Genomic DNA, 18,052 nt, shown 5'->3' on the forward strand with positions numbered 1-18,052 from the left:
TGAAACTTTAAGATCAAAAAAATGCTGTTTTTATCGCCTAAAGTTTAGATGTTGCTCACATTATTGTCGTTTTTTATAAAAAACAGTTTCCCAAATAACGGCTAATGCAGTATTATTCTCGGCGTAGGGTACAGAGGTTAAGATGTTCTATCTTTCAGACCTTTTTTAATTCACTTGTTAAGTGGATAGCCGAATTATGGCGCCTCAGCGATTTAATTGCTGGGGCTTTTTTTCGCCTAAAATTTAATTTAGAGCAAATACTTTAAGTTGGTCGAGATTCGCGCTATCATGCAGTTATTGAGAGCCATTGATCATCGATTGATGGAACTTGAGTCTTGTTGAATTTAGCTTCTCCTCAAAAGAGCTAATTTATTCGCCGATGGTTTACACCGTCGGTTTTTTTTGCCTAAAATTCCGCTATACCCCTCTTCTTCATTGCTATCTGCAATGCCCGTTCAACTATGAAACAAAAAAAACGCCTCCTCGAAGGAAGCGTTTTAACAGTACAATAAATACTATTCTTGATCGGCCTCGGCCAATGCTTCAACTAACCAGTCAGGGTGACACCATTCATTCAGTATGCTTAATACCTTAGGTTTACCAGTGCCTTTCAGTGAAGAGAAGGGCTCCACCTTAACCGCATCACCAAAATCAATTAGCGCCTTGCGAACCTCGTTAACGGTTTTCATTCTGGCACTTTGAGCCAACTTGTCGCATTTCGTCAGCAGCGCAAGTACCGGAATATGACTATCAACAGCCCACTCTATCATCTGCATATCGAGATCTTTTAACGGATGACGAATATCCATCAGTACCACTAGGCCACTTAAGCATTCACGTTCTTGTAAATATTGACCTAACGCTTGTTGCCACTTCTTCTTTAACGCCAATGGAACTTGCGCAAAACCATAACCAGGCAGATCCACCAAGCGGCGATGCTCGTCGAGGGCAAATACGTTAATTAATTGCGTACGCCCAGGGGTTTTACTGGTTCGAGCTAAGCTTTTTTGTTCTGTAAGCTGATTTAATGCACTGGACTTTCCGGCATTAGATCGGCCTGCAAATGCAATTTCAACACCCACATCTCCAGGCAAATGTTCATTGAGATGCGCGATATCAGGTGCGCTGATCAAAAACTTTGCCTGCCGAAAATCGATACGAGAATCAGTCACTACCCACTCCAAAATTTGTTCATTCTTTAGTTTAAATATCGAAGAGTTGCTTACATTTGCACAATTTCGTGTAAAATATTACTCCGATCACATAAATCATATTTTATCACGCTTGCAGGTCACTCTCGTAAGCTCAGGACAAAAAATTTAACTAAAAGTTGGAACGCCATGAAAAAGCTAGCTATTGCGCTATCAATTTTAGCCACATTATCGACTCCCGCTATTGCAGCAGGTGATGCTGAAGCGGGAAAAACTAAAGCAATCATTTGTTCTGCCTGTCACGGTGTTGATGGTAACAGCATGATAGACATGTACCCTAAAATTGCAGGGCAACAAGAGACTTACCTGAAGAAACAGCTACATGATTTACGTCAAGCGGCTCACACTGGTGGTAAAGAGGGCCGTAACGAGCCACTAATGAGCCCTATGGCAGCAGGATTAAGCGACCAAGATATCGAAGATCTAGCCGCCTACTATGCTTCATTACCACTCACAGTGACTGAAGTAAAAGATGTACCTGAACTGGGTGAGCAACTTTACAAAGGTGGCGATACCGTCCGTGGAATTACCGCTTGTATCGCTTGTCACGGCCCTAACGGTAAAGGCTCTGAAGCAGCAGGTTTTCCAGCAATTGCAGGACAACACGCTAATTACATCAAAATTCAGCTAACTAAGTTCCACGACTCTACTCGTAACAACGACTTAAATGGCATGATGCAAGATGTCGCTAAGAAATTAACTAGCGAAGATATCGAAGCACTAGCAAAATATGTTGCCAGTATTAAGTAATTATTAAGCTTAATGAAAAAGGTGGTTACGATCACCTTTTTTAACCTCAAAAAGCTGACGCTTACGTCAACTGCGCAAATTCGGGCTTGACATAGATCACAGATTTCGGTTTAATTGTGCCCGTACCGAGGTGAACCCAACTGTTTATCCAAAATTTATCTAATAATATTAAACAGATTTCGGTATGTAACATCGCTTAAGATATAAGAATAAAGTGAAACCATAACAATAATAATATTAAGACCACTCACTAATAAAACAATATAGAGTCGCACTTCGAATTTGAAGTCAGGTCATGTTCGATTTTGGTAAGGATTATTGGTTAGGAAGGCCAATTCGCTAATTAGCACTCTCCTTACTCGTTCAGAAATGCTACAACTGAACTCAAGGTTACACCAACAAGGATGGTTGATTTATCATCAAAGATGATGAGCAATATTGTGATGTGTCATTAAGACCATCTACGGAAACTGTTGTCAGGAAGGCGACAGGCTAATAAGAAAGTGTCTGGAAGACCACAAACGATAAAAACTGCATGGATAGCAGACAAAAAATAAGATGGAATCCGACTGGGAAAGTCGCATAGCAAGTAAGGAAACTTGGAGTCAGAATTGAGTACCTAGGGTACTTTTTTGGAAGGCGACAGTCATACTGTCGCCTTTTTTTATGACAAAATGTACACTAAATGGAATCACCTAGAAGAGTCATTCGTTACCGATGCGAAGATGCCCCCTGTGCCATAACGATAATACTACCCCCTTCTATCAAGATAGAAAACGTTGCATACACCGCTGTAAAACCTGCATGTTACTATTTGCCGATGCCAGTTCTCATTTGCCGCCCAAGGCCGAACTCAATAAATACCAAACGGCAACCCAAAAACATAAAGCCACCCGCCAACTAATATTGAGCCTCGTCGGCCAAATCGAACAAGAGACCACAAGCCCCTTAACCGGACTTAATTTTGGCCGTATCGTTATGCCTGCACTTATCGATGAGTTAGCCATTAATGGCCACCAACTGTATCAATACGACCCTTTTTTCGCACCACAACATAAAGTGCTAAAACAGCAATATGACTTTATCTGTTGTTATAAAGTATTTGAACACTTTCGCTTCCCAAATAGAGAGTGGCGTTTACTCTGTTCATTGCTAAAACCGGGCGGATGGATGGCGATAAATACGCAATTGATCACCGAGTTAACTGGCTTTTCCAAATGGCACCATAAGAATAATTTAACCCACGTCAGTTTTTATCAGCAGGCCACCTTCCAATATCTAGCATACCAAGCTGAATTTAAGCTATTATTCGCGTCAAACGATCTCATTTTGGTGCAAAAACCACCAAAATCTGATATAACACGCGACCCAAGTTCTCTTGTCTAATTTGATTAGATAAGTTCACGATATTTTTTGTAGTTGAGATTATTGCTATGTCCCGTAACAAATCGCGCAAAATCAATGAAAATGCGCCTAAGAAACAGCCACGAACGAAAAAGCAAGACCGTGTAGTTGCCGGCAAAAAGCAAAATTCGGGCAACAAACCGGGCAGCCGTCATGACGAAAAGCAGATCCAGCAAACACAATCGGGAGCGGCGAGAGCCAAAGATCCTCGTCACGGCAGTAAGAAGCCTGTGGCCTTAAATCTACCAACCGTTAAACCGGTAGAGAAAAAGCCTGCGGCTCCTAAAATGAGTGATGAGCAGAAGCTACTTAAATTAGAAGATGATCCGCGTCTAAATTCGCTACTCGACATGCTAGAAGAGGGCAAAACATTAACCGCAGCCGATCAGAGCTGGCTTGAAAAACAGCTGACTGAAATCGAACGTTTAATGGAGCGTCTCGGGATCAATGAAGAAGATGATTTAGAGCACGTAATGAAAACCACAGCAACGTCTGATGATGATTTGCTGGAGAAGTTTGAGTCTGGCGCTGATCTACTAAAAGACTACCAACGTAAAGACTAATGCACTCGCATGAGGACTTAATGGCATCGAATTCGATGCCATTTCTATATCTACTCCCCTAACACAGCTTATTTGGACCTGATTATGACGACTTCACTTATGATTATCGGTGCCTTAATTATTATTGGGCTTGCAGGCTACGCCGCCCACCTACTGATAAAATTAAAGCAGCAGACTCGGCAACAGCAAGCACAACAGGCCGCTCAGCAACAAGCGGTCGAGGCTCGAGAGCAAGAGCTGCTCGGCAATATTCATTATATTGCTGCCGCGATGCTAGAGGAGCGCTGTGAACTGTCTGAGGGAGTCATGCGTATCGGCAAACTATTTGGTATTTTGGGTCAAACAGAACAAGCCACCAGCCGTTACCCAGCCTTGTTCGCCCATTTCGAAGTGATTGAGCAGCACCCGATCATGGAGCAACGTAAAGCACTCAGTAAACAGCAGCGCATGAAACTCGACTTAGTCAGAATGAAATCAGAGGCGGCACTCGAGGCCGATATCAATCAAGAAACACAGCAACTGGTTAAAGATTACGCCCCTATCCAAAAATAGCGGCGTGAGTCGGCGCACAAATTTCACCTCGCACCACAGACATTTGGTCTAAATTCAAGGATATTCATCGGCTACTATTACTTGCAGTGTTAATTTGCAACAGAGATCAATGTTATTAATCTGATAACATTGCATACTTCGCTTGTTGCTAATTTACCACCTTCGGAGGACACGCCTTGAAGCAGCCCACCCAAATTAATTGGGATCAGTCAATGATCGAAAAGTATAATTACAGCGGTCCCCGTTACACCTCTTATCCGACCGCACTCGAGTTTGATGACTCTTTTACTGAAAACGATCTGCTGACTTCAATCAAGAACAGTAAAAGCGATAAGTTGTCGCTTTATCTGCACATCCCTTTTTGCGCTAAGCTTTGCTATTACTGTGGCTGCAACAAGGTGATCACTCGTCATCAGCACAAAGCTGACCAATATATTGAATATTTAGCGGCCGAAATTGTTAAGCGTGCGCCCCTGTTTAAAGACTACCTAGTAACACAAATTCACTGGGGCGGCGGAACTCCCACTTTCCTTAATCCTGAGCAGATCCTTAGACTCTCTTCGCTACTGCGCGAGCATTTTAATATTGCCGATGAAGGTGAGTATTCAATCGAAGTCGATCCTCGGGAAATTGAGCTATCTATGCTCGATACCCTCAAAGAAGCTGGATTTAACCGTATTTCGATTGGCGTGCAAGACTTCAACAAAAAAGTACAGGTCGCGGTTAATCGTGAACAAGATGAACAGTTTATCTTTGACCTTATGGCCAAAGCTAAAGCGATGGGCTTTGTATCGACCAATATCGATTTAATCTATGGTCTGCCACACCAAACACCAGAAACCTTTGCAGAAACCATGCAGCGGGTCTTAGACTTATCGCCCGATCGCCTATCTGTGTTTAACTATGCGCACCTGCCAGCACGCTTTGCTGCGCAGCGTAAAATTAAGGATGAAGATTTAGCCTCTCCGCAGCAAAAGCTAGAGATGCTACATCAGACCATCGAAACCCTCACAGGCGCTGGCTATCAGTATATTGGTATGGACCACTTTGCCAAACCTGACGATGAGCTATCTATCCTGCAAAATGAAGGTCGACTGCATCGTAATTTCCAAGGCTACACGACTCAAGAAGAGTGCGACCTACTGGGTTTAGGCGTGTCATCCATTAGCCAGATTGGCGATTGTTACGCACAAAACCAAAAAGACATTCGTCCTTATTATGAGTCTGTCGACGCCGTAGGCCATGCATTATGGAAAGGCTGTAAGCTTAACCGTGATGATGAGATCCGCCGCGTAGTGATTAAACAGCTCATCTGTCACTTTGATCTGGATATGGCCAAGATTGACCAGCAACTTGGAATTAATTTCGAAGAGTATTTTGCAGAAGATCTTAAGCTGCTACAAACCTTTGTTGACGATAAACTGGTCGATATCACCGACAGAAAGATCACCGTTAGCAATACAGGCCGCCTGCTTATTCGTAACATCTGCATCTGTTTCGATGTTTACTATCGCGATAAGGCACGTCAGCAACAGTTCTCACGTGTGATCTAATCGCTGCAGTTAACCGCTAGCGATAATGACCGTCCATTAAAAAGCCGATGATAATTCATCGGCTTTTTTGTTTATCACGCTCAGGTCATTACGCTTTGGCGGCGTATAACGCTTTGCGTTCGCTGTCAGATAAAAAGGCCATCTCCACGCCATTGCGTTGCAATAACGCTAACTCGGCATCGGTTAAGCCCATTTCAGCCTTCACCACCCGATATTCATGCTCAATATCGATAGCGCTCACACCTGGGTCGTCAGTATTCAGCCCAATCAACACCCCTGCATCCATGAAGGTGCGCAGCGGATGCTGTTGATAATTAGCAACCGTCGATGTGTGCAAGTTACTGGTTGGGCAAGACTCGATACCTATCTTGTGTTTAGCTAGGTATTCCATCAACTTAGGATCATGCACCGCATTAACACCATGGCCAATACGAGTCGCACCTAACTCCAAAATCGCCTGCCACATGCTTTCGGCGCCAGCCGCTTCACCAGCGTGAGCCGTAACGGCAAGGCCCGCATCACGCACCTTATTAAAATGGCTGTTAAACAGTGCACCAGGGAAACCGAGTTCATCCCCAGCCAAGTCCATCGCCACTAAGTGCTGTTTATGGGCCAGCAGCGCGTCGAGCTCCAGCATACAGGCTTGCTGGCCAAATGAGCGCGACATAATACCAATCAAATTAATCTTCACGTCATGCTCTTTTACACCGGCATTGACACCGTCGATCACCGCTTCGACAACCCCTTCGAGCGGTAATTGGTGGTTCATCGCCATGTAATATGGGCTAAAACGCAACTCAGCATAATCTAAGCCTGACACGGCTGCATCAACCACGTTTTCATAAGCTACGCGTTTAACGGCATCAAGATCGGCAAGCACGGCCACCATCCAATCGAGCTTCTTTAAAAACGCGACCAGACTCGACTCTTTACCTTGAATTTGTACAAAAGGCGCTAACCCTTCCAATGTATCGGATGGCAACGCAATGTGATGTTGATGACCAAGCTCCCAAATCGTATTAACCCTGACGTTGCCATCAAGGTGACGATGAAGGTCCACCAACGGAATGGATGTATCAATCATATTTAACCCCTATGTAAACCCCTCAGCCAATATTATTTTTTATCTGGTCTGAAGTTGTCAGCACTATAACACGCATTATTTAATCGACTGTACGACTTAATTCAGCTATCGCACCTTCATAGCGCCACTTGCTAGTTGGCGGATAATGAAGCGTAAGCCACACCGATGACAAGCAACACACAGCCGTGCATAATGTTTCACCTACGACTCACACCGATGAGTTAACAGCACAAATAACAACCATAAATAATAGCTATAAATGGAAGGATTCCCATGTACTCTCGCCTCGCCCCGTGTCTCTTACTTGTTAGTCTCAGCGCCTGCCAATTACAGCCATCGGCTCCAGCAACGTCATCATCAGCGGCAGAACCCATTAGCGTAAGCGCCACTAAAAATGCAACCTCGCAGGAGTTACAATCGGTTATCGATGACGCATGGCAAGTTCGCTTAGACTTTGATCCTGAACTGGCTTACGCATTAGGTGATAGCGCCGCAGCAGGCAAACTGGTTAACTTGTCGCCGCAAGCGTTAGCTTTGCAGGCTCAACGGCAACAAGCCTTGCTCACACGCTTACAGCAACTCGACAGCGCCATGCTTACTAAAGATGAGCAGATCAACGACCAAATTTTGCAGTATCAGCTGCAAAACAGTGTCGACATGTACCGCTATCATGATCACTACCTGCCTATTTCAGCAGAAAGCGGTTTTCATGCTTATATCGCTTCGATAGCCAAAGGACGCTTTACTCAAGCGCAAGATTACCAAGATTACCTAGCTAAATTGCAGGCTCTGCCAAACTACTTTGCCCAGCAAACCTATTGGTTAAAACAGGGATTAGCCGCAGGTATCACTCCGGCAAAAGTCGTGTTAACTGGTTTTGAAGACAGCATCAGCGCGTTTATCATTCCGGCTGAACAAAGTGGCTACTTCAAGCCCTTTACTCAATATCCGGCCCACTTTAGCCCACAACAACAAGCGCAGCTCACAGCCCAAGGGCTCGAGTTGATCCGCAGTTCAGTATTACCCGCCTATCGCGCTTATTTCGACTTTATGACCCAAGAGTATATTCCCGGTGCCCGCAGCAGCATCGCCGCCAGCGACCTGCCCAATGGCAAAGACTTTTATGAAAACCGCGTGCGTTACTATACCACCTTACCCATGACTGCCGATGAAGTGCACCAGCTTGGCCTTAAAGAGGTCAAACGGATCCGCGCAGAGATGCAAACCATCATCGACGATATCGGCTTTGAGGGGGACTTTGACGCTTTTTTGCATTTCCTGCGCACCGATCCGCAGTTTTACCCCCAAACCGCCGAGGAGCTGCTAAAAGAAGCCGCTTATATTGCTAAGCAAGCCGATGCCATATTGCCACGTTATTTTGGCCAATTACCCAGAATGCCTTACGGCATTCAACAGGTGCCTGCCGAAATTGCGCCTAAGTACACCACAGGACGATACTCGGGTTCGAGTCGAGACGACGAGCCCGGTTACTACTGGGTTAACACCTACGCCTTAGACAAGCGCCCCCTATATGAGATGGAAGCTTTAACCTTGCATGAAGCTGTGCCGGGACATCATTTACAGATCTCGCTCAATCAAGAGCTCACATCCTTACCCAATTTCCGCCGTTACAGCTATATTTCAGCCTTTGGCGAGGGGTGGGGATTGTATGCTGAGTTTTTAGGTCTAGAGGCAGGCTTTTATCAAGATCCCTACAGTAACTTTGGCCGCTTAACCTATGAGATGTGGCGCGCGGCGCGTCTGGTGGTCGACACAGGCATGCACGCCAAGGGTTGGTCTCGCCAGCAAGCCCTCGACTTTATGGCCAGCAACACCGCACTGTCGATGCACAATGTCACTACGGAGATCGACCGTTACATCTCATGGCCTGGGCAGGCACTGTCGTACAAGGTAGGGGAACTGACCATAAAACGCTTACGCCATCAGGCCGAGACGGCGCTCGGACAAGACTTCGATATCCGCGCATTTCACGATGCCATTTTAGCCAACGGTTCGGTACCCATGTCGGTACTCGAGGCACAAATAGAGGACTTTATTGCGGCGCAAAAAGGCTAATTGAGAATAGGAGGGTGAGCCTGTTTCTGGCTCACCTTCATGGATTAACTTAAGCAGCACAGGGTTAAATAAAAAAGAAAAAATACACCACTAAGAGAAACGAGACGATGGCACCGATGATCACCGGATAGATCATGTAAGCGTCATTGGCGCGCCTAGCCCGAATACGGCATAAGTTGGTTAAAAATAGGCTGTAGACAAACAACATCACCGAAATAATAGCGCCATAGCTAAAACTGAGCGACTGCATTTTTAACGCCGTAATAATCAACAACACCCAGTCGAGTAGGATTAAATAAAGAAAAAACTTCTGTAACTTATTGGTACCTACACGCTTAAAAGATGTTGTCATGCTTACCTCTAATTTACAGAACGACGTTTAAGTTGCTGCAGTAGCGATAACAGCTGCATATTATCGGCTTCGACCCAACGAGCCCCCCAGAACCGAAGCCGCCCCTTTACTTGGTGAGTGCGAGTGATTTCACATAGCAGCCGCTGCTGCTCAAATTGAATATAGAGTTGCTGCCCGATAGCCAAATTCATGCTCGCCAATAGCCCCACACCACTTAAACTAAAGTCTTTAATACTGGCTGCGCCTAATGACTTAGCAGTCAACCAACCCGGTTCGAATAGGGTGACGGCGACGCCATCGCAAGCCAAGACGAGCGAAGCGCTCGGGTTTGGCCGCAGACTAAAACGCTTATGCTCGCGGCGATTGTCATGCTCAAGTTCATCAGATATCGGTGAGTCGCTGAACCTATCCTTAGGTATATCGTCAAAATGAACTAAATCTTCGTACTTAATCACACTGTCATCCTTTTGTTTACTACTGGTAGCGGACTCTAGGTTGATTAGCCATTGCTTGCTGCTTGGCCTCTTGTACGTCCACTCCCGCTTCCAATACTTCTGCAGGCACCCCAACCATGTCACGGATCAGCTGTTCGGTCGATGAGGTTAAGATCAACACTTCAATACGGCGATTGGCCGCAGCGGCTGGCTCATCGGCAATATAAGGCACCTGATCGGCCATGCCTGTCACTTGAATCACTTGTTGACGTTTAACGCCGCCATATTCAAGCACTCGCCGCGCGAGCAGTGCCCGTTTACTGGATAATTCCCAGTTGGTGAACACTGTGCCTGCATAAGGAGTCGAATCGGTATGGCCAGAGATCACCATGGCATTGGTGATTTGACCCAATATTGGGCCTAACGCTAACAGTAAGTCTTCAAAATATGGTTGTATCTTGGCGCTGCCACGGGTAAACATAAACTGGTTAATATTATCGTGGATTAAAATCCGTATTCCTTGTGGCACCAAGGTAATAGCAATATTATCAGCCATTTCAGAGCTTTGCACTACACGATTAAGCTCACGGGCTAACATGGTTAACTGAGCTTGGGTTTCGTACTGCCCAGGTACCATGGCATTGAGCTCTGGGCCCAAACCCGCATTAGGCTCACTTTCTCCCACAGGCACATTATTGTACGCCGCAGGCCCCGCGCGCTCGGCGCCAGTGCCTTGGGTGGGGATCACAGCCTGCTGCACCGCCATCGACCCCTCTAAATCGATCATCGATGAGGCATCACTCATGCTAAACGGGTTCATCGGCCCAGTTTCATTCATCTCACCGCGCAGGTATTGGACTATCATGGTGCGCTCACTTTCGTCAGCAATCTGCATGATCCACAGCACCATAAACAAAGCCATCATCGCCAAGGTAAAGTCGGCAAAGGCCACTTTCCAAGCACCACCATGACCGCCGCCGCGTTTACTCCGCTTACGGCGGTTGATGATGACAGGTTCATTTTTCTGGATCATCAGTTTTTCTGCTCCTCCATCCAGCGCTCAAGCTCGATGAATGATGGGCGGCTTTCACTCTGGATCTGTTTACGACCAGCATCGATAGCCATCATAGGGGGCTTACCTTTAACGAAAGCGCTCAAAATGGCGGCAACACACCGCAGTTGAGCAGACTTACGGTCAACCAGATGCTCCAAAGCTTTTGATAAAGGGTCAAAAAAGCAGTAACAGGCAAAAATACCGATAAAGGTACCGACCAAGGCGGCCGCCACTTTCACACCAATCATGGTGATGGGACCATCGATAGCCGACATGGTAATAATAATCCCCAATACGGCGGCCAAAATACCAAAGCCCGGCATCGCCTCGCCCACTTTATGTAAGGCTTCTGATGGGCGTAACCTGTCCTCTTCGATGCGGTGGATCTCCTCTTCGAGCAGGTGCTCAAGATCATGAGGCGATATTTTACCAATCGACTGGATGCGTAGATTATCGATCAGAAATTGCAACACATCGGGATGCTTTAACACGGCGGGGTACATCAAAAATAGCGAACTGGCCTGCGGATTTTCAATGTGTTCGTCTAACACTTTAAGCCCTTGCATCTGAATTTGAGACATTAAGACCCCCATCAAACCAAACAGTTGCGGGTACAACTCAGGGTCTTCCTGCTCTTTGGTAAACAGCTCTTTAATTTGTTCAGCCATCTCGAGCAATACGGGTTTAGGGTTGGCTATCACAATCGCACCTAGACCCGCACCAAAAATAATCAAAATTTCAGCGGGCTGCCATAAGGATCTCAGTGTGCCACCTGCCCATAAATAGCCGCCAAATACAGAGAACAGGATGATCAGTAACCCAATTAATTTACTCATTATGCTTTACTTACTCCGAATAACGATTTATTGCTGCAGGACGCCTTTCAGCTGTGCTACGGCCAATTTATGCAGCTGACAGATGCGGGTCTCGGTTAACCCCAGCGTCGCGGCAATCTCTTTCAAATTGAGCTCATGTTGATAGTAAAGCGACAGGATTAGCTGTTCTCTTTCATTTAATTTTGCCATGGCTTTGATTAGGGTCTTTTTGAGGATAAATTGGTCGACACTATTGCCACCGGCAATGGGGTCATTACCCAGACTCAACATCTCATCTAGACTCTTCATGGTCTCTGCTTGCGAGGCATAAAGGCGCTCACGGTAGGCTTCCTGACTCAAGCCCATCTCGGCAGCCACTTCCAGATCTTTTGGCTCTCGTCCTAGACGACGGCTCAACGTGCGCACCACATCGTTAAGCTCATGGGCCTGCTGCCTCACCGGACGCGGACGCCAATCTTGACGGCGTAACTCATCCAATATCGCGCCACGTATACGCTGACCAGCAAAAGAGATGAAACCATTGTCATACTCACCAGGGTAGCGCCGAGACGACTCCAGCAGTGCCATCATGCCTATCTGCTCCATATCTTCTATGGCCAACATGGCACCACAATGGCTACGTAACTGAGATACGGCGCGTTTTACCAAAGGCAAATACTGGCGCATTAGCTGCGCTTCACTCATGCGCTGCTGTGGCTCATCGTACACTTGTTGATAGGCTAGCTGACCGTCAGTATTCATTATCGACCCTTTACTGGAGCACCATGCGGGTGAAGAGCACTTCGTCGATATCCGACTGAAAATCATTTTCAGACAATACCTTCACTATCATCACTAAGGCTTCTGACTGTAGGCTTTCGAGTTGATCTCGGTTATTTAACTCTTGAAATGATTTACGTGAAAACATCTTCATCAATGAGTTACGGATCACTGGGTCGGCCTCAAGCAACTCGCTTTCGAGTAGCGGATTACGGCTCTTTACCGTCATTTCAAGTAACATGTAATGGGGATACTTATCGCCTGGAATCGACATGATGAACTTTTCCAATGGATAGTATTTCGCCACCTCTGCCGGCTCTTCTTTAGGCTGTAGATAGGGTTTAGTTAACTCAGGACCTTGCCAACCCAACCATAAAGCACCGCCAGTCCATCCAAGGAACACACAGATAATGGCTAAACTTTTAACTACACTCGATTTCGCTAGTGCCATGTAATTACTCCGGCATTACGCCAATAAATTCAATTGATGCTGGTGCAATTGCGCCGGCACCTCTGTTTCTGTCATAGGTTCAAAATCATGCCCACTGAGACTTGGACTCTTCAAACCTGCACTCTGTTGTTGTCGCTGCTGTTCATTGCCACTGCTACTTTGGCCAATATCTAACTCAATTTGACCGCCATGGTCTTGAGCCAAATCATTGCGTAGCCGCTCAAGTCCGGTTAGTAATGCCTCGCGCACCGCTGGATTAGCCGCATGCATTTGAATATGTAGACGATCGCCATCGAGGCGAATATTTAACTCAACTTTACCAAGCTCTGGCGGATCGAGGCGTAACTCGGCGTGCTTAATGCGTTGATCAATCTGAAAACGCAGCTGCTCGCGCATCGGAGTTAACATCTCATGCGCCTGCTGAGCAACACTGGCCTGTGGGCTAACCGACACTGGCCCCCATTGGCTCACATTGGCACCCTGCCGACCCGCTTGCTGCGTGGCCTGACTGGCAATATCCATCGCCTCACTATGACGAAGCTCTGCCATCGCTGGCAACAAACTTGGGTCGCTGCGAAGCGTAGTCACGCCAGTTGCAGGCAAAGCACTGGTGTTTGATGCCAAGGCCATGTTGGCAAGTGGCATAAACTCGGCTCCAGGGCCGCCACCTTTGATCAGCGACGCGGGTAATGCCACGCTGCTATTGTCCGCAGCCGTTACTGCACCAACCTGTATAGGGGTGGCTAAGGTACCAGCAGGGATCTTGATTGCCGTTTTCATGGGGTTGCTCAAGGTCGCCAAGGCATTGGCCTGTGCGGCGCTATCGCTGCCTGCTGCGGCGAATCGCATTGCCATATCGTTGCCGCCGTCAGCCATGGCGGTTGAAAATCCCAACTGCGCCGCATAAGGGCTGGCGGTGGTGACGATACTGGCCAATGGTGCACTCTGTGGTGACAGCAATTCAGGGTTAAGCAGGCCACGGTAGCTCATATTAGCGGGGGCCATATTCACAGAAGTCATGCTAGCTGAACTCATCGCACCCATAGGCATAGGGCCGCCGCTCAACTCATGAGCTAATGCCTGCTCAAGCATCGCTAAAGCGATGTCAGTTTGCTCACCTTGCGCTGCAGTATCGACTAAAGCTGGCGTATCCTTATCGGCAGGCAATAGGGCAAACTGCGGTATCTCCTCGTGCTCTGACGTGTTAGCCGAAGACGTGTTAGCCGTAACGCTCGCCGCTTTACCACTGGCCTCGGCCGCAACGGGTCGCGCCATTATAAAATCAGATATCATCAACAGCTCCGCTGCTTAGGGTTAATTGATAGGCCGCAAGTCCCGGTTGTTGCTGTTTAAAGCGCTTCATCTCTTCGCTGAGTTCATCGCGCGCCGCCTCCAATTCACGCAACACTTGAGCATGGATCTGTCCAAGATCGGCGCGGGCTTGTCGTTGTGCCTCGCTACTTACCGTACCCGCCTTGGTCAACGCCCTGATAAGGGTGGCATTGACCCGAGTGACATTCTCCCAATCAGCTTGGTCTGCATACTGACGTAACGCGACGCCAAAACGCTGCCACTGCTCAATTGAGATTGGCCCATCCTTCTCTAACATTGGTAATAACCTCGGTTACAGGCTGGAGCGCTTCGGCGCTGTTCTCAATACTGGCACTGATTAATTGACGGCTACAGTAGTCATATAAACGATTTAGGCTGGTGGCCACTTCTCCGCCGTTTTCCAAGTCCAGCATGGAGTCGAGCCCATGAACAATATTGAGACACTTATTGATGCTAATACCCTTAGCCTCATAGCGTTTTCGCTCCATGTGCCCTGCGGCGCGCTCTAACTCTTCAAGCAAACCTTCCAGTAGCATACGAACCATATCGTGGGGATTCGCAGCGGCAACGCGGGCATCTAAAGAGGCTTGCTGATACGCATTAAAGGGATCGTGCTCATTTAACATTTATACTATTTTCCTTTTAAAACAAACCACTGGCTGCACTCAGTTGGTTTATGGTCGCTTCCATGGCCGTAAATTGGGCCAAGTAAATTTGGTAACGTTGCTGCATGTGATAATCGTGACGCTCCATGTTCTCGTTGACTCTGTCTATCTGGCCATCGAGGGTATCTTTCTTCAGATCCATCAAGCCTTGAAAGTCGTTAAAGGGTTTCATCACTGTTTCGAGTCTGTCGACATAACTGCCAGCATCGGTAAACATGGCTTCGATAGCCGATGCATCACCCTTTAGCGCGTCGGTCAACTTAGTTTCATCAACTTTCAACTTGCCGTAGCGGTCTAATTCAATGCCGATATCCGATAAACGCATGCCGTTTGGTGCACTGGCAAATATCGAGTCACGCATCTGGCTTTGCAATTGACGAATAGAAGCGTCCCCTTTCAAGACGCCGATTTGTCCCTCTTTTACCGTAGTGGCTACTTCATCTTCATCGTCTTTATCGGTATTGTTATCTTCCTCAATCACCGAACTGCCCATCGAGCGAGTCAACTGATTGATCTGCTGCAACATGGTGTTAAAGGCTTCAACAAAGTCTTTCACTGCATCTTGGGTACCTTCGAAATCTTCTTCGATTTTAACCCAGCTGCTTTCACCGGCGCCGTGAGTACTGGTTAACTCTAAGCTGACGCCATCGACCACATTTTCGAGGTAGTTGCTGCTACTGGTAATGTCGATACCATTAAGGCTTAGCTTGGCGTCTTGCGCCGCGCGGCGCTCGGTCATACCGAAATCAACCCCATCAAGCTCAACGGTTAAACTGTTGGCCACGCCTGATTCGGTCGCCGACATCATTAATTCAACTTGGCCGCCCGTACGCACCAAAGAGGCTTGCATTCCAGGGTTATCTGGATGCTTGTTAATCACATCGCGTAATTGCGCCACCGTCATGGGCGCGCCACTATTAACCGTCGCAAGATCAATCTCTAAGCGCTGGGCAGGATCGCTACCTAGCTGAATACTAAACACACCTGAGGCCGGCAATAACTCATCTTCTGAGGCATAACTCTTGGTTAATTGCTGTGCCTGCGCCAACTGCTCGATATGCAGCTCATAATTTCCCTTAGGGGCATCGGCCGTCACTGTTACGCTGGCTTTGTCGTCACTGACGCTCGAGGTCTTGCCTTTGAAGGCTTCAGTGTCAAAACTGGTTAACTTAGCCGTTAGCTTGTCCATGCTTTTTTCAAGCAATTTATACGCATCTAACTTGGCGTTATAGGTGTTAAGGTTGTTCTTATATAGGGCATCTTTTCCCGCACGCTCAACCATAATCAGCTGTTCGGAAAACTGCGCCGCACTCATACCTGAAATCATTAAAAAATCCTCTTATTGATAACCTTAAAGCAAACCTTGTACCAAGATTTATCTAATTGTTTTTAATATATTTTTAAAAGAAGCGAGATCCTATTAGGTGAGGAGGCTTCCGTTGTTACAACACAAAGGGAAGTAATGCTTCCGCGCCAATGCGCTCAGTGGGTAACAACAATCGATGTGGATAGCTCAAATAGGCGACCGAAACGGGCTGGAGCTGAAATAAGCAGGGAGACAAAAGTCAATTTAAGAGGATAAAAAAAGGGGCCGCAGCCTAATGCCAGTCAGTTAAGCTGATTGGCATTTTTCTTTTTATGGGGATATTTGCTTGGTTTTGACTTTATAGCCCTTGGGTACACCCTATCTTCTCGTTTCGTTGGTAGCTCGAAGTTACCTAGCATTTCTATCAGTTGCTCGTAATGTTTGGGTAAATTTCCTGGGCTCATCAGTGGTAATCTTGCTAGGTAACTTAGTATCGTACTCGCACAATTACTGAAGCTGAGGCGATTGGCCCATATTCCTTTTCTTGATGCGGCCTCAGTCATTGCTTGACGCATCAGGTTGTAGCCAAGTAGTAAGCCCCAAAGTTCCTGTTCTACCATCTCTGATTTTTTACTTCTTAGCGTATACTCGCTGTTTAGTAGGGTTTGTTTCATCTCTCTGTAGCCAAGCTCTATTTCCCATCGATGATTATATAACTCAACGATGTCAGCACTTGGAAAGCGTAATGGGTCGACCATTGAGGTTAATACCTGATGCGTCTTACCTTTTATTGATTTTGTCACCAGCCTCGCTTCTATATGCGTCGGTAGCGCTGGGTTTTGTTGTCTGGCTTGGGCGGTTATTGCCAATTTCACCTGTTTATCTAACCGGCCATTTGAGTGTAAAACCTCGTACTGAAGCCCCTTTCTCGCAGGGATTAACCAGTGCCGCTCTTCACCACCTAGTTGCCATTGATGTAGCAAGTTTAAGGAGTAAAAACCTTTATCGAACATCGTGAGACTATGGTCTGGAGTTGACTGTATGAGCGCTTCTGCTAGCTTCATTTCACTCGTTTTATAACCATCAAACGCGCTATTTATCAGTTGATGGCTAGTGAGCTCCATATGACACACCATACGAACCTGAGGAAATGAGGTGTCACCATGTTGATTTGATGGTGAGCCAAAAGCATTACGATTATCAGCGGTGTCTTGAGTGCGCCAGACTACACCATCAACGGCTAATAAATTCAGTCCACACCATGTCTCAAATTGAGTGTTGCTATAGTAATGTTTTGCCATCATTTGAAAGGCATTTTTCATACTCTGCACACCTAACCTCTGGCGCCCTTGAACAAGAGCACTGGGGGCAATGAGCTTCTTTTTACCTGGTAGCATCAACTCCATATGAGTCGCAAGCTCCCATACAGACTGTTGTCGGTAAAAACTCATACCAATGACAGACCACATAACTGCATCAAGGGGTAAGCGACGTTTTCTTACTGTGGCGACCCCCGCAGTTTCAAAGGCTTGCTGGATGATGTTTTCATCCAATAAGTGATTAAGATTGGTAAAAGCTGTGGCTTCTTGGTGGTATTCAAAAGCGGTGCAGAAAGCTTGTTCTAAAGACATAAAAAAATCCAATATCATTTCTGATATTGGATTTTGAAG

19 protein-coding genes are annotated in these 18,052 nt (G+C 46.7%); 6 read left to right on the top strand and 13 right to left on the bottom strand.

The window, feature by feature from the left end:
* Positions 1-515: 515 nt before the first annotated feature.
* Positions 516-1,172, bottom strand: coding sequence for a ribosome biogenesis GTP-binding protein YihA/YsxC (gene yihA, locus AC5YBZ_RS17010; RefSeq protein ID WP_110458406.1), 657 nt, complete (start codon positions 1,170-1,172; stop codon positions 516-518).
* A 168-nt stretch (positions 1,173-1,340) separates the two neighbouring features.
* Here yihA and AC5YBZ_RS17015 point away from each other — a divergent pair, with 168 nt between their 5' ends.
* The 5 genes from AC5YBZ_RS17015 to hemN all read left to right on the top strand — a co-directional run bounded on the left by AC5YBZ_RS17015 (position 1,341) and on the right by hemN (position 6,033).
* The gene (locus tag AC5YBZ_RS17015; RefSeq protein ID WP_494520543.1) at positions 1,341-1,961 is read left to right on the top strand and encodes a c-type cytochrome; all 621 of its coding nucleotides are present in this window, start codon (positions 1,341-1,343) and stop codon (positions 1,959-1,961) included.
* A 717-nt stretch (positions 1,962-2,678) separates the two neighbouring features.
* Positions 2,679-3,347 carry a methyltransferase domain-containing protein gene (locus AC5YBZ_RS17020; protein WP_494520542.1) on the top strand — a complete coding sequence of 223 codons (669 nt, stop codon included), beginning with the start codon at positions 2,679-2,681 and terminating at the stop codon, positions 3,345-3,347.
* Between the two features lie 47 nt (positions 3,348-3,394).
* On the top strand, positions 3,395-3,928 hold the full coding sequence (gene yihI / locus AC5YBZ_RS17025) for a Der GTPase-activating protein YihI (RefSeq protein WP_475515272.1): 534 nt from the start codon (positions 3,395-3,397) through the stop codon (positions 3,926-3,928).
* Between the two features lie 84 nt (positions 3,929-4,012).
* The gene (locus AC5YBZ_RS17030) at positions 4,013-4,480 is read left to right on the top strand and encodes a DUF2489 domain-containing protein (RefSeq protein WP_494520541.1); all 468 of its coding nucleotides are present in this window, start codon (positions 4,013-4,015) and stop codon (positions 4,478-4,480) included.
* 176 nt (positions 4,481-4,656) lie between these two features.
* Positions 4,657-6,033: an oxygen-independent coproporphyrinogen III oxidase gene (hemN, locus tag AC5YBZ_RS17035; protein WP_110458411.1), complete on the top strand. Its 1,377-nt coding sequence runs from the start codon at positions 4,657-4,659 to the stop codon at positions 6,031-6,033.
* Positions 6,034-6,121: 88 nt separating this feature from the next.
* On the opposite strand, the gene add is transcribed toward hemN, so the two are convergent.
* Complete coding sequence (gene add, locus AC5YBZ_RS17040) at positions 6,122-7,117, bottom strand: adenosine deaminase (protein WP_494520540.1); 996 nt, start codon at positions 7,115-7,117, stop codon at positions 6,122-6,124.
* Between the two features lie 273 nt (positions 7,118-7,390).
* Here add and AC5YBZ_RS17045 point away from each other — a divergent pair, with 273 nt between their 5' ends.
* Entirely contained in the window at positions 7,391-9,193 is a 1,803-nt protein-coding gene (locus AC5YBZ_RS17045; RefSeq protein ID WP_494543245.1) for a DUF885 domain-containing protein, read from the top strand.
* Positions 9,194-9,257: 64 nt separating this feature from the next.
* Here the strand turns inward: AC5YBZ_RS17045 and AC5YBZ_RS17050 are convergent, their stop codons facing one another.
* From AC5YBZ_RS17050 to AC5YBZ_RS17100, 11 genes are all read right to left on the bottom strand, one after another.
* Positions 9,258-9,545, bottom strand: a complete 288-nt coding sequence (locus tag AC5YBZ_RS17050) for a hypothetical protein (RefSeq protein WP_494520538.1) — start codon at positions 9,543-9,545, stop codon at positions 9,258-9,260.
* Positions 9,546-9,553: 8 nt separating this feature from the next.
* Positions 9,554-10,000 (bottom strand): PilZ domain-containing protein, encoded by a 447-nt coding sequence (locus AC5YBZ_RS17055; RefSeq protein WP_494520537.1) that lies wholly within the window; start codon positions 9,998-10,000, stop codon positions 9,554-9,556.
* Between the two features lie 19 nt (positions 10,001-10,019).
* A complete protein-coding gene (locus AC5YBZ_RS17060; protein ID WP_494520536.1) occupies positions 10,020-11,012 on the bottom strand; it encodes a flagellar motor protein MotB in 993 nt (330 codons plus the stop codon).
* Positions 11,012-11,869, bottom strand: coding sequence for a flagellar motor stator protein MotA (gene motA / locus AC5YBZ_RS17065; RefSeq protein WP_494520535.1), 858 nt, complete (start codon positions 11,867-11,869; stop codon positions 11,012-11,014). Before motA ends, AC5YBZ_RS17060 begins: the two co-directional genes overlap by 1 nt.
* Before the next feature lie 27 nt (positions 11,870-11,896).
* Complete coding sequence (locus tag AC5YBZ_RS17070) at positions 11,897-12,610, bottom strand: RNA polymerase sigma factor FliA (protein ID WP_494520534.1); 714 nt, start codon at positions 12,608-12,610, stop codon at positions 11,897-11,899.
* A gap of 10 nt (positions 12,611-12,620) precedes the next feature.
* Entirely contained in the window at positions 12,621-13,079 is a 459-nt protein-coding gene (locus AC5YBZ_RS17075; protein ID WP_494520533.1) for a flagellar basal body-associated FliL family protein, read from the bottom strand.
* Between the two features lie 15 nt (positions 13,080-13,094).
* Entirely contained in the window at positions 13,095-14,372 is a 1,278-nt protein-coding gene (locus tag AC5YBZ_RS17080; RefSeq protein WP_494520532.1) for a flagellar hook-length control protein FliK, read from the bottom strand.
* The gene (locus tag AC5YBZ_RS17085; protein WP_494520531.1) at positions 14,362-14,688 is read right to left on the bottom strand and encodes a hypothetical protein; all 327 of its coding nucleotides are present in this window, start codon (positions 14,686-14,688) and stop codon (positions 14,362-14,364) included. Before AC5YBZ_RS17085 ends, AC5YBZ_RS17080 begins: the two co-directional genes overlap by 11 nt.
* A complete protein-coding gene (gene fliS / locus AC5YBZ_RS17090; RefSeq protein WP_494520530.1) occupies positions 14,657-15,037 on the bottom strand; it encodes a flagellar export chaperone FliS in 381 nt (126 codons plus the stop codon). Before fliS ends, AC5YBZ_RS17085 begins: the two co-directional genes overlap by 32 nt.
* A gap of 16 nt (positions 15,038-15,053) precedes the next feature.
* Positions 15,054-16,403 (bottom strand): flagellar filament capping protein FliD, encoded by a 1,350-nt coding sequence (gene fliD / locus AC5YBZ_RS17095; protein WP_494543246.1) that lies wholly within the window; start codon positions 16,401-16,403, stop codon positions 15,054-15,056.
* A gap of 281 nt (positions 16,404-16,684) precedes the next feature.
* Complete coding sequence (locus AC5YBZ_RS17100; protein ID WP_494518922.1) at positions 16,685-18,013, bottom strand: IS4 family transposase; 1,329 nt, start codon at positions 18,011-18,013, stop codon at positions 16,685-16,687.
* Between the last annotated feature and the right edge of the window lie 39 nt (positions 18,014-18,052).

The organism is Shewanella sp. 553 (assembly GCF_059338375.1).